Raw genomic sequence first — 13,599 nt, forward strand, 5'->3', positions numbered from 1 at the left:
CCCAATGGTGTCGTCGATATCATCGAGTTCACAATCGTGGCCGATGATCCATCGGAGACAGCCGACCTCTATCGGGCGATCTTTGGGTCTGAAGCAGTGACCGAGGTCTCCGGTGGTCACGCCCTGCAGGCGGGCAAGGCAACGGTTCATTTTCTCAGCCCTGCCGAGGTCGACAGGCGCTTTGCCGGCGCGGCAGTGACCACCACAAGTCAGGGTGATCGCATGGCCGCGTTGACCCTTCGAACACGCTCACTTGATTTGGTTCTCGAAAGTCTCAGGTCCGCGCAAATTGCTGGTGCTCATGCAATGCCGGATCGCATTATCGTGCCTGCCAGCGAAGCCGGCGGCGTGGCTCTTGCGTTCGTCGAGTGAGGCAGCAGTTTCGCGCACGAAGAATGATGGCCGCTCGAGTTCTGGTTCATCGTGTTCGTCCAGATTACGACGGAAAATCGGTAGGTCCTCATGTAACATACTTTCAACGACGCCCGTCGCAAGCCGCTCTGCAGCGACCTTGGCACCTGGAATATCGTTGGCGATTGCCCTGAGACTGAACGCCAATTCAACGTAAGATTGGTATAGCGGCGGGATTTTGCGAGACATGCGCGCATCATGGCAGCTTATAGTTGCAGCGGATTGGGGCTTATTACTGTGGGCAAAGAGACTATGCCAAGCTGGTTCGTCCACCTGTTTGGTCTATGACCAAAGTCGATATGCGCTACGGCCAGCTTTTCGCTAAGACGCGTCAACGGCCTCTATCGGCAGACAAGAAAAAGCCGGGCTCGGGCCCGGCGAAGTTAAGGTCCGACAAATCCGTCAAAACCTTCCAGAGGGAACGGCTGAGACAGCAGCGCCGGGAGGAAGAAGGCGGTGCTGCGTTGAAATCAGCCTTTGCTTATATCGGCGGCATCGCGCCTCTTTACAATGCAGCATGCCTCATGAAGGGGCTGCGTTGACCGCATGCCGCCGCTATCGCAGTCGCAAAGTAGACGATTATACTTCGTTAGTTTCTGCCGTCACAGCATCAATCCATGGCGGTCACCTTCCTGCACGAGAGCCTCAGAGAGACTGGACGAGGAGATCGATGCTGGCTTTGGCATCGCCGTAGAACATGCGGGTGTTGTCCTTGTAGAACAGTGGGTTCTCAATGCCGGAGTAGCCGGTCCCCTGCCCTCGCTTTGAGTCGAACACCTGTTTGGCTTTCCACACCTCCAGCACCGGCATGCCGGCGATCGGGGGATCCGTCGCAAACGTTTTGTTTCAGAGTGTCAGCTACTGAGACCTCGGTCACAGTAGTGGGGGGACGTCGTGTTCAATGGCAGGCATTTTGATCGATCTGTGATCCTGCTCTGCGTCCGGTGGTATCTGGCCTACAATCTCAGCCTCCGTAACCTGGAGGAGATGTTGGCGGAGAGGGGGATCTCGGTCGACCACGCGACAGTGCATCGCTGGGTTGTTCGCTACTCGCCGGAATTGCTGGAGCGGTTCAATCGGCGCAACCGAGCAGTTTCCGGCAAATGGCATGTTGATGAAACCTATATCAAGGTCCGTGGGCAGTGGCGGTATCTCTACCGCGCCATCGACAGCAATGGTGACACGGTCGAGTTCTGGTTCAGCGAGCGGCGCAATCTCGCTGCCGCCAAACGGTTTCTGCGTAAGGCACTCAAGCGGCACGGCCGTCCCGAACGGATCGTGATTGATGGTAGCCAGACGAACTACGAGGCAATCGTGTCTTGCGACACTACAGATCGGCTCCAAGATCGATCTCGGCGCAAGCTGGAACCCATACGCATCCGGCAGAGTGCCTACTTGAACAACCGCATTGAACAGGATCATCGCGCCGTCAAACGCCGGGTGCGACCTATGCTCGGGTTCAAGTCGATGGCATCTGCTCGGGCGATCTTGGATGGCATCGAGATGGTTCACATGATGCGCAAGGGACAGGCGAAGTATGCCTGCACTTCGAAATTACCACTTGCAGAGCAGTTCGCCCGGCTCGCTGCCTGAGCCCGCTATCACGCGATTAGTCCTGTCGTATCTCAACTCCGAGTTTGCGACACAACCTACCTTAGAGCGATCGTTCCACGCCGCCGCAGCTTCGTAGTGATTGACATGCGAGCGTCGGCTCTACTCTCCAAATGCCATTGCGGAGCCAAGACAGCAATATCCAGCAACATCCACTTGACTGAATGACCGTGGTCTGTATCCTGGTATGACCAAGGTAAGAGATATGACCGCTGATCTTGAAATCACGCGGCTTAGGGAGAGTGGCGGCAAGGGGTTCGAGAAGGTCTTCGCCTTCTTGCGCGAGCGTCTGCTTGCGGGCTCATTGCGACCGGGTGACCGGCTCATCCCTGAACGCGATCTCGCTGCGCAGCTCGGTGTCAGCCGACCGATCCTGCGCGAGGCGCTGCGCGCCCTGACGGTTCTCGGCGTCGTTGAAATCCGCGACCGGGTCGGGACCATTGTCCGGCGCCCGGACCCTTCCGTCTTGAATGACTTTTTCACCTTTGCGTTCGCGCAGCAGTCTGACGTCGTCGACGACGTGATGCAGGCGCGCATCGCGATCGAGTGTCAGGCCGTCCGGCTTGCCGCCGAGCGGGCCACTGTGTCCGATTTCGAGAAATTGCAGCAGGCGCTCGCACGCATCGTCGAGACCATCGACGACCCCGATGGCGGCAGCGCGGCCGATTTCAACTTTCACCGTGCCATCGTGAACGCGGGCAAGTCCGAGACGCTGATCGTGCTGCACAACTCGCTGTCCGGCATTCTGATGCGCTCCCATCGAGGTCGCCGGGAGCTTCTTCAGGCTTTCGACTCCATGAAAACCTACCTGATCGAAGACCATCGCCGGATCTTCGACGCCATCGTCGGCCGGGACCCGGAGCATGCCGAGAAGGTCCTGCGGGAGCATTTCGCGATCGGCGACAATTTCCGTAGACGCGCCGCGATCGGCGAGTCCGACGCCCGGAACGACTCATGACACTTGACCAAGAGCAGGAAGACACGATGCGACGGAACGAACAGAACGCGACGGTCGGTTTTGTCGGCCTCGGGACGATGGGGCGCGAGATGGCGCTCAACCTGCTCAAGGCCGGATATGCAGTCTGCGCCTATGACGTGCGCAAGGAGGCCACCGACGACCTTGTTACCCAAGGTGCCACCGGCGCTGAGAGTCCGGCTGACGCGGCCCGCGACGCAGACATCGTCATTTCCATGCTCCCCGACACGCCGCAGGTCGAGGAGATCGTCTATGGCGAATCCGGCCTTCTGGCGTCGCCGCCACGCGGCCGCCTCCTCGTCGACATGAGCACGATCTCTCCCGTCGCGGTCCGACGCATGCATGCCGATCTCAAGGCCGCCGGCGTGGCCTTCCTCGATGCACCCGTGTCGGGCGGCCCGGTCGGCGCCAAGAATGCCTCGCTTTCGATCATGGTCGGAGGTGACCGAAACGCCTTCCTGCGCGCCGAGCCATATTTCCGGGCCATGGGCACGACGATCACCCATGTGGGCGAGGCCGGGGCCGGACAGACAGTCAAACTCTGCAACCAGCTCGTCTGCGGCATTAACCTCCAAGCCATCTGCGAAGCGCTGGCGCTTGGCCGCGCGTCCGGCGTGGACCTCGACCAGCTCCGCAACGTGCTCCTGGGCGGCTCGGCCGCATCCTGGATGCTCGACAAGCTGGGCCCAGCAATGATCGCCGGGGATGCATCCGCCGGTTTCCGCATCGACCTGATGCTAAAAGACCTGCGCCTCGTGCAGGAGCAGGCTCTCTCGCTATCAGTTCCGCTGCCGGGAACCGCCCTGGTGACCAGCCAGTATGTCGAGGCGCGCGCCCACGGTGAAGGCACGAACGGTAACCAGGCTCTCTTCCGCGTCTACGACCGGATGACGAACCAGGCCGCCACCTAGCCCGGGGTCGCCTGCCATGAACCTCAACTTGGATTTCGCCGCGATCCTCGAGCGATGGCCGGCCTTCCTGGATGGGGCGCTGCTCACCCTTCAGCTCGCCTTCATCGCGACGGCGCTCGGCACGGTCATCGGCGTGCTCGGGGCCATCGGGCGGCGTAGCCGCCACCCGGTCGTCTCGCGCCTCTGCGGCATCTATGTCGAGGCGATCCGCAACACCCCGCTGCTGGTCCAGATCTTCCTCGTCTATTTCGGACTCGCCAGCCTCGGATTGAAGCTCTCCGCATTCACGGTTGCGGCAGCCGCGCTGACCATCAATGTCGGGGCCTACACGACTGAGATCATACGCGCGGGCTTCGACGCCATTCCCCGTGGACAGATCGAGGCCGCCGAGGGGCTGGCGCTGTCCCGGGCGCAGATCTACTGGCACGTGGTGATGTGGCCGGCCATAGAGAGGGTCTATCCGTCCCTGACAAGCCAGTTCGTGCTGCTGATGCTCGCCTCGTCCGTGACGTCACAGATCTCGGCGGAAGAGTTGACGGCAGTCGCGAACTACATCCAGTCCGACACCTATCGCGCCTTCGAGACCTATATCCTGGTCGCGATCGTCTACGTCGTCCTGTCGCTGGTCATGCGGGCCGGGTTCTGGCTTCTCGGTCTCGTGATTTTCCCGCGTCGCCGACGCCTCGGCACCCCTTTGTGAGGAGGAGAGGATGGGCGGTTCCATCAATGCCAATCACCTAATGTTCCTTGGTTACGGCGCGCTGTGGACCATCGGCCTGTCGCTCATCGGTCTTCTCGGCGGCGGCATCGCCGGCTTCATCGTCGCCCTCTGCCGCATCTCGCCGAGCCGGATCGTGCGGCTCCTGAGCGCCGGGTATGTCCAGCTCATCCAAGGCACGCCGCTGCTCGTCATCATGTTCCTGACATATTTTGGACTGCCCGCGCTCGGCGTGACCGTCTCCCCGCTGGCCGCCGCCGGTGCATCGCTCACGATCTTCGTCAGCGCCTATCTCGGCGAGATCTGGCGCGGCTGCTTCGAGTCCGTTCCGAAGCCGCAATGGGAGGCCGCGGAAGGACTCGCTCTCAGCCGATCCCAGCGGATGATGAAGGTCATCCTGCCGCAGGCCGTCCGGATCGCCACACCGCCCACCGTGGGTTTCATGGTGCAGATCATCAAGAACACCTCGCTGGCCTCGGTGGTCGGCTTCGTGGAGCTCGCGCGGTCGGGCCAGATCATCAACAACTCCCTGTTCGAGCCCTTCCTCATCTACACCATCATCGCCGTCATCTACTTCGCCCTCTGCTATCCGCTCTCGCGCTTCAGTCACCGCCTGGAAGCGCGAGGCGGCCCGGCTCGCATCGAACTCGAGACTGCCTGACATGCACAACATCACCAGAACGGATACCGCGCCGCCGGTCGTCGGCCTCTCGGACGTGCACAAGAGCTTCGGCGCGCTCAAGGTGCTCAACGGGGTGAGCTTCGAGGTCAATCGCGGCGAGGTTCTCGTACTCATCGGCCGCAGCGGTTCCGGCAAGAGCACCGCCCTGCGCTGCATCGATCGCTTCGAGACGATCGACAGCGGTGAGATCATTGTGTGCGGCCATCGCGTCAGCGATCCGAAGCTCGATCTGCGGGCCCTGCGCCAGGATGTGGGCATCGTCTTCCAGAGCTACAACCTGTTCCCTCATCTGACGATCGAGGAGAACATCACGCTTGCCCCCTGCTCCGTGAAGGGAATCTCGAAATCCCAGGCGAAGGAGCAGGCCCGACAGGTTCTCGCCCAGGTCGGTCTGGAGGACAAGCTCCGCCAATATCCCGAACAGCTCTCCGGCGGCCAGCAGCAGCGTGCGGCGATTGCCCGCTCGCTTGCCATGCAGCCGAAGGTGATGCTGTTCGACGAAGTGACCTCGGCCCTCGACCCGGAACTGACCGGCGAGGTCCTGAAGGTGATTGAGGCGCTCGCTGCGGACGGCATGACCATGGTGATGGTTACGCACGAGATGGGATTTGCCAAGGGTATCGCCGACCGGGTGGTGTTCATGCATCGCGGCAAGGTCCACGAGACCGGGCCCGCCGCGATCCTGACATCGCCCGCTACTCCGGAACTCGCCCAGTTCGTTGGCACAGGGCTTTGAACCACAATCAATAACCAGGGAGATACAGATGATGAAACGCTCGCTTTCCGCTGCTGCAATCGCAATGAGCTGCATGGTGGCGCTTGGCACCACCGCGGCGCATGCTGACCTTCTCGACGACATCATGAAGGCGAAGAAGATCCGCATTGCGACCGACCTGGCGATCCCGCCATCCGGCATGATGGACGCCAATCTCAAGCCTACGGGATCGGACGTAGAAACCGCCCAGCTTCTTGCAAAGGACCTCGGGCTCGAGCTCGAGTTCGTCCAGACCACCGGCGCGACCCGGATTCCGAACATCCAGACCAACAAAGCCGACATCATCATCTCGACTCTTTCGGTTACGCCGGAGCGCGCCAAGGTGATCGACTTCACAAAGGCCTATGCGGCGTTGCAGTCCGTCGTTGGGTGCCTGAAATCGGTTGAGGCGAAGAGCTGGGAGGATCTAAAAGGCAAGACCATTGCTGTCTCCCGTGGTACGACGCAGGATACCGAACTGACGAACATGAAGGATCGCAACCTCACCCTGGCCCGCTTCGATGATGATGCCACGATGGTGACAGCTGCCGTCTCGGGGCAGGCCGATTGCGTTGCGACGTCCGCAACGATCGTGAACCAGATTGGCGTCAAGAACCCTGCCCGGACGTTCGAGCCCAAGGTGCTCATTCGCACCTTCGACCTTGCCATCGGTGTGCGCAAGGGCGAGCCGCGACTGGTCGAGAAGCTCAACGAGTGGATCTCGACCAATCTCAAGAACGGCAAATTGAACGAGATCTACAAGAAATTCCATGGCAGCGAGCTCCCGCAGGAGATGCGGAGCTGAGCCAGGGAACATTGGGTGGCGCTCAGCGCCACCCTGCCTGCAACCATGAAGGAAAGGTTACCCAATGCGCGTCGTAATCGGGTCGGATCATGCCGGATGGCCCCTCAAGAATGCGGTGGTCGAGCATGTGCACTCGCTCGGCCATGAGGTCATCGATGTTGGATCGTTCGATGATAAGCCCGTTGATTTTCCAGACATTGCCCGCGCGCTGACCGAGAAGGTCAAATCCGGCGAGGCCGAGCGCGGCATCATGGTCTGCGGCACCGGCGTCGGTGCATCGATCGCGGCCAACAAGATCAAGGGCATTCGCGCTGCCGTCTGCCACGACATCCACTCGGCGCATCAGTCGGTCGAGCACGACGACGTCAACGTGATGTGCATCGGCGCCAAGATTGTTGGCGCCTGGCTCGCACAGGATCTCGTTGAGTCCTACTTGAAGGCAGAGTTCTCCACGGACGAGGATTGTCGCCGCCGCGTGGAAATGCTCCACGCCATGGATGCCGAAGGCTGATTTCTGTCCGCGTTGGACAGCACGCGGGTGTGACATGATCCTTGTCTTCGGTTTCATCAACATCGATCTGGTCGCCCGCGTTGTGTCGATCCCACAGCCCGGCGAGACCGTCCTCTCGTCGCGCTACGAGACGCTATTCGGCGGGAAGGGCGCCAACCAGGCGGTCGTTGCCGCGCGGGTATCGTTGCCGCATCAGGTGGCGATCGTGGCCTGTATCGGCGATGATGCCTTCGGCCGATCGGCACGCGACAACCTTGCTCGCAATAGTGTCGTGGACAATCTGGTTACCAGCGTCGCAGAGCCGACCGGCTGCGCCTTCATCACGGTCGACGAGCGCGGCGAGAATGCAATTACGGTCGGCAGCGCATTCCTCATGTGGTGCTGGGCTGAAAACATGGCTTGGCTACTCACGCCATCAGGGGCATCCCTGCCCCACCAATCTTGTCTCGGCTTTGGCTCGTCTTACCACGATGAGGGATGAAGGCGCCGCTTCCAACGTTCAGGTTGTGTCGCAAACCTGGAGAGGGGACAATAAAGGGTCAACGGCTCGATAGCGCGTTCAGGCCGCGAGTAGATCGAACTGCTCCGCAAGGGATAGCTGCTAATTGCAGGCATACTTCGCCTGTTGTTTGCGCATCATGTGGATCAGGTCGATCCCGCTGAGGATCAAGCGGGCGGTGCTGATCGCCTTGAGCCCGAGCATAGGTCGGATCCTCCGCTTGATAGCCCGATGATCCTGCTCGATACGATTGTTGAGGTAGGCGCTTTGCCGGATGCGGATTGGCTTAAGCTTCCGTCGTGATCGGTCCTGCAGCCGGTTCGTTGGATCGCAGGATAGGATCGCTTCTCGGTTGGTCTGACTGCCGTCAATTACGATCCTCTCGGGCCGGCCATGCCGCTTGAGCGCCTTGCGCAGAAATCGCTTAGCAGCCGTGAGGTTGCGCCGCTCACTGAACCAGAACTCAACCGTGCCGCCGTCGCTGTTGATCGCCCGGTAAAGGTACATCCAACGACCTCTGACCTTGATATATGTCTCGTCGACGTGCCACTTTCCGGTAACGGCGCGCTTGCGTGCGTTGAAGCGCTTCAGAAGTTCGGTCGAGTACCGGAGAACCCATCTGTGAATGGTCGCGTAATCGACCGAGATGCCGCGCTCAGCCATCATTTCCTCGAGATTCCGCAGGCTGAGGTTGTAGGCCAAGTACCAGCGGACGCAGAGCAGGATCACCGATCGATCAAAATGTCTGCCCTTGAACACTGCGTCCTCCACTACTGTAACCACGGTCTCAGTAGCTGAAACTCTGAAACAAATTGTTGCGACAGATCCGTTCGGAATGCTTTGGCTCCTCCGAATTGCATGGCCCTTGTTTGCTTTGACCTCTAGAATGGAAGCCTCAAGGTCTCGCCACTTGCCAACGTAGGGACGGCGCGCGGATGATCCTCTTGCGCCTCAATAGCTGCGCCGAGACGTAGAACAATCACGAGGAATTTGCCATCGTGCAGCTGTTTGAGCACGGTATAGACCCGATCCATCAAACGTTTGATCAACTGCTCCAATTCATCATCAGAGATCCTCCCGACCTCGCTCCAAGGCACGTCCCTGCCCTTGTAAACGATCCTGATATCCAACTGATCATTGGCTTGGCTCAAAGGCTCAATGCCGCTTTCAAGGGCTGACATCTCCTCACAGTCGAGGGCCGTCTTGACCATGCCGAACGCAAGCTTCGCTGACATCCAGTCGCCCAGGAGGATTTCTGGAACTCGTGCTTCGCCATGAGAAGGAACGACTTGGAGCTCCGGATCGAGCTTCGGATCACCCCACCTCTCCAAACCCTGCTGGCCAAAGTTAACGACAGCTTTCAGATAATCAGGATCCCTCAAATTGAGCAGGATCGTGTAAAGAGCATTTGCAGCCTCGCGTCTGAAGGCATGGCTTTCGGCCGCCGTGAAACGCCGCACTTGATCGACTGGAGTGGTGCCACCAGAATGGATGACGGCTGTATGGGGATCCTGGCGCAGATCGGACCAACGCGGCTCCCCAGAGTGGTAGTCGCCCAGGCGAGTTTCTCGAAAGCACAGTCTGACGATCGCAATGGAGAGGGCTTTTGCCATCTCATCGTCAATAACCATCGATTGGATCTCAGGCATGCCTGTCGAGTCCTACGCAGCACAAGTTTCCAACCTATAGATCTTAGTTCCTTTCTAGAGCTGGTCACTGCCTCCTAAGGGGAACACCAGAAGGCTAAGTGGCTCTGCCCGGAGGGGCCAGAGATGAACGAGGCGAAGGGATAAAGGGAAAATTGCCATGAAATCAACTTGTCCCGGACAGCTTCTTGAAATGCCCTGTGTCTGCTTGAGCCGCATTACTGTGTGGGGCATGGGTGACGCCGACTGGGCGGCATCACCTTGCGCAGTCGCTTGCATCGGGCCCAAGGAACAATCGCACCAGCCGCCGCTGCGGCTTCGGGATGCTGTGTCAGTGCGAGTTGTCACGACATAAGGCCGAGCCCTGAATGGCGCCTGTCATTTCCAGCCTTTCAGGGACGTAGACGTGCTCTCCAGACGAGGGATGCAAAGCCTGGCTCAGATCAGTTGATCCGTCTCCCCAAGCTCCTCGTCCTTGATTGCCTTCAACGTGAAGCCGAAGGTCGTCCCCTCTCCTGCTATCGACTCCGCCCAGATCTTTCCGCCATGGGCTTCGATGATCGTCCGGCAGATCGACAGGCCCACACCCATGCCGGCCTGCTTGGTGGTTGTGAATGGGGTGAACAGCCTTCCCTGGACCGAAGGCGCGAGGCCGGTCCCAGTATCTTTGACGCTCAGCCGTACCATCGTCCCCTCGTCTTCCACCTCCGCCTTGATGATCAGATCACGCTGCTCGACGTCCTGCATGGCTTCCATGGCATTTCGGACGAGGTTTAGGAGAACCTGTTGGATCTGAACCCGGCTGACGAGCACCTTCGGGCTCTCATGAGGCAGATCGAAGTCGACCTTAATGCCCTTGTCCTTGGCTCCAGCCAACGCGAGCGCACTCGCCTCCTCGATCAGCTTGCGCAGATCCTCAACTTCCTGGTCTGTTTCGCCACGGGCCACGAACGCTCGGAGTTGCCGGATCACTTCGCCGGCTCGCAGGGCTTCCTCTGCCGCCCCCTGGATGCCATGCTGGAGCATTGGGATGTGCTCGCCGTCCATGCGATCCAGGATCATGCCGCAGCCCTTCAGGTAGCCCGTGATTGCCGTCAGCGGCTGGTTCACCTCATGCGCCAGGGTTGAGCCCATCTCGCCCATGGCGGTTAGACGAGACATGTAGGCCAGTTCGGTCTGCAGCTCCTGCATCCGCTTTTCCGTATACTGCCGGTCCGTGAGGTCGCGAATGAAGGCGGTGAAGAAACGCTGGTCGCCCGATTCCATTTCGCCAAGATGCACTTCCATCGGGAAGGTTGAGCCATCCTTGCGCTGGGCGACCGCCACGCGGCCGCTCTCCGTAATCCGGCGCTCGCCGGTCTGCCGGTAGCGGTGCATGAAGCCTTCGTGACTGTCCCGGTACGGCACAGGCATCAGGAACTTGACGCTGGTGCCGATGATCTCCTCCGGCCGGTAGCCGAACATCTTCACCGCCGTGGCGCTGAACGAGGTGATGATCCCCTTCTCATCAGACACCACCATAGCGTCCGGCACGGTCGCCAGAATGGACTGCAGGTGAGCGGTCTGCCGGAGCAGATCGTCCTGGCTGGCGCGCAGCGCTTCCTCTGCCGCGACGTGCTGGGTGACGTCCTGGGCTATGCCCAGCTTGCGGGTTGGCCACCCGTCTTTGTCAACCAGCGTGTGCCCGACAGATGTGATCCAGCGCTCCTCGCCGTTGTCAGCACGATTGATCCGGAACGTGTTGGTGAAGGTCAGGCTATCGGCACGCTCCCCGTTGTAAACGTCCCTGATCACCCACTCACGATCCTCGGGATGGATGCACGCGAGGACGAGTCCCTGCGTGATCGTGGTGTCCGGCGCAATGCCAAACAGCTCCCGCGCCTCAGCGCTCCACGCCCGTTCACCCGTGACCATGTTCAGGTCCCAAATGCCGAGGCCAGTGGTCTCGATCGCCAAGCGCAGCCGCTCCTCGCTCTGACGCAAGCTCTCCTCAACCTGATGCAGGCTCGTGATGTCGCGGGAGATTGCCAGCAACCCGTCCGGCTTGTTGTCGCTGCCCATGATTGGTGTGACGATTACATCCCACCACTTCGGCGTTCCGGCCAGCGTCGGGCAGCAGCCGCGGAACCGTCCGGTCTCCCCAGTCTTGGCCAGCAACACGGCCCTGCGGGCATCATCGACAGTCGTGCCTGTCCAGAAGTCGAGCCAATCGCAGCCCTCGAGGTCGGCAAAGGTCTCCAATTCCATGGCGCGACAGCCACCCTCGCTCATGAAGCGCAGCCGGGACTCCAGATCGAGGATAGTGATGCAATCCTCTGAACTGGCATGCAGCCGATCCAACATCTCGGTCTTCCGGGCGAGCTCGCGCTCGGCTTTCCGCAACTTCACCTCTCGGCTCATCGAGCGGGCCAGCGCAAGCAGCGTCCGCTCTTGCACCTCGGACAGCCCCTCCGGGCGGGGCTCGCGATCAACAACGGTCAGGGTGCCAACTGGGAAGCCATTCTCGTCTCTGAAAGCGATCCCGGCGTAAAAGCGTAGACCCGGCTCTCCCGTGACGAAGGGGTTGTGGCGAAACTCCGGATGCTCCCGGAGGTCGGGAATGACGGCGAGGTCCGGTTGCTGAATTGTGTAGGTGCAGATCGAGAGGCCTGCCGGGATCTCGACGGCATCGAACCCAACCTTGGCCTTGAACCAGTGCCGACCATCGACGATGAACCCAACAGCCGCCATTGGAGCTTGGCAGGCCTGAGCCGCGATCAGAACCACATCGTCAAACGCCGCCTCAGGGGGTGTGTCGAGAACCCTCAGGTCGTGAACGGCAGCAAGCCGCTTCGCGCCATCGATCTCAGGAATGCCGCTGCTGAAACTACTGATCGCCATGATTGGAATGCTGCCCCACCCGTTATGCTTCCTACACTCTTTGGAGGTAACGCGCTCGGGCCGATAGCAAAGAGATAAGCCATTAACAATGTAGAAGCCGCTGAATCTCCCAGCCAAGCTTAGTAAAGAGCTTCACATTTGGTGTTGCCAAAGAAGGGAGGATTTTAGTTCCTGCTTTGTCTGACGTAACATTCTCCCCCGCCGCAAAGGCAATACGTAGTTTGCTTACGGCCAAGCTTTCGGTTTCCCCTTATTGCGTGAAGTTGCCGTCTGGTTCATCTTCCGGCGCATTGAAGCACGGCACGTTTTTCAACCGCGATTCTCAAAAACAACAACAGTTTTACAGACTTACCGTAGGGGCAAATGCGGGGCAGACGGGTCGCGAACACGGTCGAAAAGGCCGGGCGCGACCCTTTTCTTTTGGGTCCCAAGCGCATTCTATTATGCCCGGTTCACATGCTTCTTGAGTACGTCTGAGGCACTGAACGTCACCACTCGCCCTAGCTCGATTGGAACCTCGACCCCGGTTTTCGGATTGCGACCCACGCGTTTGGCCTTGTCCCGCACCGTGAACACTCCGAAGCCTGAGAGTTTGACGCACTCCCCTCGGACCAGAGTATCGCCGATCTCCAACAGCACCTGCTCTACCAGCGCGGAAGCTTCATGCGGGGCAGGCCTGAGTCCTCGTTGACCGCGTCGCACAGGTCTGCCCAGGTCTCCGTGTTTCCGGCCATCTACTCATTCCATTGTTGCTGAAGGCCCAGCTTAGCGGGCGTCGGACGCCGCTGTGTGCTTGTTCTCAAGCTCTTGCACAAGAGCTTTCAGCCGGTCCGGAAGGTCAGCTGTAAGAAGCTCGTCATATTGGCTGCGCAGGGAATGCCGCAGGATGAAGGTCACCTGCTCCTGCGAAAAGTTCAAGTTGTTCGCGATCTGCGTTGCCCTTGTTAATATATGTGAAGGGCAACTCACCCTTTCGGATTAGGATTCAGCGCGACTGTATATCTTTGCTGGTTCATTTGGGGCGAGTGCCGATGCCAGACGCCGGTCAAACCTTCTTTGCGGCCATGCTGGAATAGGCCGGCGCTCCCATCGTTTGCCTATCTGACAGGTCGTGCGCTCCTGTACGACGGTCTGAAAAGGATCGCCGTTCCTCTCTCAACAACAACGGCGTCGATCTTAGGGCCCCTCCTCGACG

15 protein-coding genes and 2 pseudogenes are annotated in these 13,599 nt (G+C 59.9%); 11 read left to right on the plus strand and 6 right to left on the minus strand.

Features of this window, described 5'->3' with window-relative positions; genetic code table 11:
* Both OCW50_RS25065 and OCW50_RS25070 read left to right on the plus strand, forming a co-directional pair.
* A pseudogene (locus OCW50_RS25065) lies at positions 1-372 on the plus strand (VOC family protein); the annotation flags it as partial.
* A 323-nt stretch (positions 373-695) separates the two neighbouring features.
* Positions 696-953: a hypothetical protein gene (locus OCW50_RS25070; RefSeq protein ID WP_262299405.1), complete on the plus strand. Its 258-nt coding sequence runs from the start codon at positions 696-698 to the stop codon at positions 951-953.
* A gap of 103 nt (positions 954-1,056) precedes the next feature.
* On the opposite strand, the pseudogene OCW50_RS25075 reads toward OCW50_RS25070, so the two are convergent.
* Positions 1,057-1,239, minus strand: a pseudogene (locus OCW50_RS25075) (NAD(P)(+) transhydrogenase (Re/Si-specific) subunit beta); the annotation flags it as partial.
* A 66-nt stretch (positions 1,240-1,305) separates the two neighbouring features.
* On the opposite strand from OCW50_RS25075, the gene OCW50_RS25080 reads away from it, so the two are divergent.
* The 9 genes from OCW50_RS25080 to OCW50_RS25120 all read left to right on the plus strand — a co-directional run bounded on the left by OCW50_RS25080 (position 1,306) and on the right by OCW50_RS25120 (position 7,860).
* Entirely contained in the window at positions 1,306-2,004 is a 699-nt protein-coding gene (locus tag OCW50_RS25080) for an IS6 family transposase (RefSeq protein ID WP_262299406.1), read from the plus strand.
* Positions 2,005-2,227: 223 nt separating this feature from the next.
* Entirely contained in the window at positions 2,228-2,980 is a 753-nt protein-coding gene (locus tag OCW50_RS25085; protein WP_262299407.1) for a FadR/GntR family transcriptional regulator, read from the plus strand.
* A complete protein-coding gene (locus OCW50_RS25090; protein ID WP_173948982.1) occupies positions 2,977-3,909 on the plus strand; it encodes an NAD(P)-dependent oxidoreductase in 933 nt (310 codons plus the stop codon). Before OCW50_RS25085 ends, OCW50_RS25090 begins: the two co-directional genes overlap by 4 nt.
* Before the next feature lie 16 nt (positions 3,910-3,925).
* Complete coding sequence (locus OCW50_RS25095; RefSeq protein WP_173948983.1) at positions 3,926-4,609, plus strand: amino acid ABC transporter permease; 684 nt, start codon at positions 3,926-3,928, stop codon at positions 4,607-4,609.
* A 10-nt stretch (positions 4,610-4,619) separates the two neighbouring features.
* Complete coding sequence (locus tag OCW50_RS25100; protein WP_173948984.1) at positions 4,620-5,288, plus strand: amino acid ABC transporter permease; 669 nt, start codon at positions 4,620-4,622, stop codon at positions 5,286-5,288.
* A gap of 1 nt (position 5,289) precedes the next feature.
* Entirely contained in the window at positions 5,290-6,045 is a 756-nt protein-coding gene (locus tag OCW50_RS25105; RefSeq protein WP_173948985.1) for an amino acid ABC transporter ATP-binding protein, read from the plus strand.
* 31 nt (positions 6,046-6,076) lie between these two features.
* Entirely contained in the window at positions 6,077-6,868 is a 792-nt protein-coding gene (locus OCW50_RS25110) for a transporter substrate-binding domain-containing protein (RefSeq protein WP_373371507.1), read from the plus strand.
* A gap of 64 nt (positions 6,869-6,932) precedes the next feature.
* On the plus strand, positions 6,933-7,379 hold the full coding sequence (rpiB, locus tag OCW50_RS25115) for a ribose 5-phosphate isomerase B (protein ID WP_262299408.1): 447 nt from the start codon (positions 6,933-6,935) through the stop codon (positions 7,377-7,379).
* A gap of 34 nt (positions 7,380-7,413) precedes the next feature.
* On the plus strand, positions 7,414-7,860 hold the full coding sequence (locus OCW50_RS25120) for a PfkB family carbohydrate kinase (protein ID WP_262299409.1): 447 nt from the start codon (positions 7,414-7,416) through the stop codon (positions 7,858-7,860).
* A gap of 120 nt (positions 7,861-7,980) precedes the next feature.
* Here the strand turns inward: OCW50_RS25120 and OCW50_RS25125 are convergent, their stop codons facing one another.
* The 5 genes from OCW50_RS25125 to OCW50_RS33255 all read right to left on the minus strand — a co-directional run bounded on the left by OCW50_RS25125 (position 7,981) and on the right by OCW50_RS33255 (position 13,373).
* The gene (locus OCW50_RS25125) at positions 7,981-8,637 is read right to left on the minus strand and encodes an IS6 family transposase (protein ID WP_262299410.1); all 657 of its coding nucleotides are present in this window, start codon (positions 8,635-8,637) and stop codon (positions 7,981-7,983) included.
* Positions 8,638-8,759: 122 nt separating this feature from the next.
* Positions 8,760-9,527, minus strand: a complete 768-nt coding sequence (locus OCW50_RS25130) for a hypothetical protein (protein WP_262299411.1) — start codon at positions 9,525-9,527, stop codon at positions 8,760-8,762.
* 435 nt (positions 9,528-9,962) lie between these two features.
* Complete coding sequence (locus OCW50_RS25135) at positions 9,963-12,521, minus strand: PAS domain S-box protein (protein WP_262299412.1); 2,559 nt, start codon at positions 12,519-12,521, stop codon at positions 9,963-9,965.
* Positions 12,522-12,845: 324 nt separating this feature from the next.
* Positions 12,846-13,043, minus strand: coding sequence for an HU family DNA-binding protein (locus OCW50_RS25140; protein ID WP_315974475.1), 198 nt, complete (start codon positions 13,041-13,043; stop codon positions 12,846-12,848).
* A gap of 126 nt (positions 13,044-13,169) precedes the next feature.
* Positions 13,170-13,373 carry a NepR family anti-sigma factor gene (locus OCW50_RS33255; protein ID WP_315974476.1) on the minus strand — a complete coding sequence of 68 codons (204 nt, stop codon included), beginning with the start codon at positions 13,371-13,373 and terminating at the stop codon, positions 13,170-13,172.
* Positions 13,374-13,599: the final 226 nt, after the last annotated feature.

The organism is Microvirga sesbaniae (assembly GCF_025460805.1).
In the GTDB taxonomy this organism is placed as follows: domain Bacteria; phylum Pseudomonadota; class Alphaproteobacteria; order Rhizobiales; family Beijerinckiaceae; genus Microvirga; species Microvirga sesbaniae.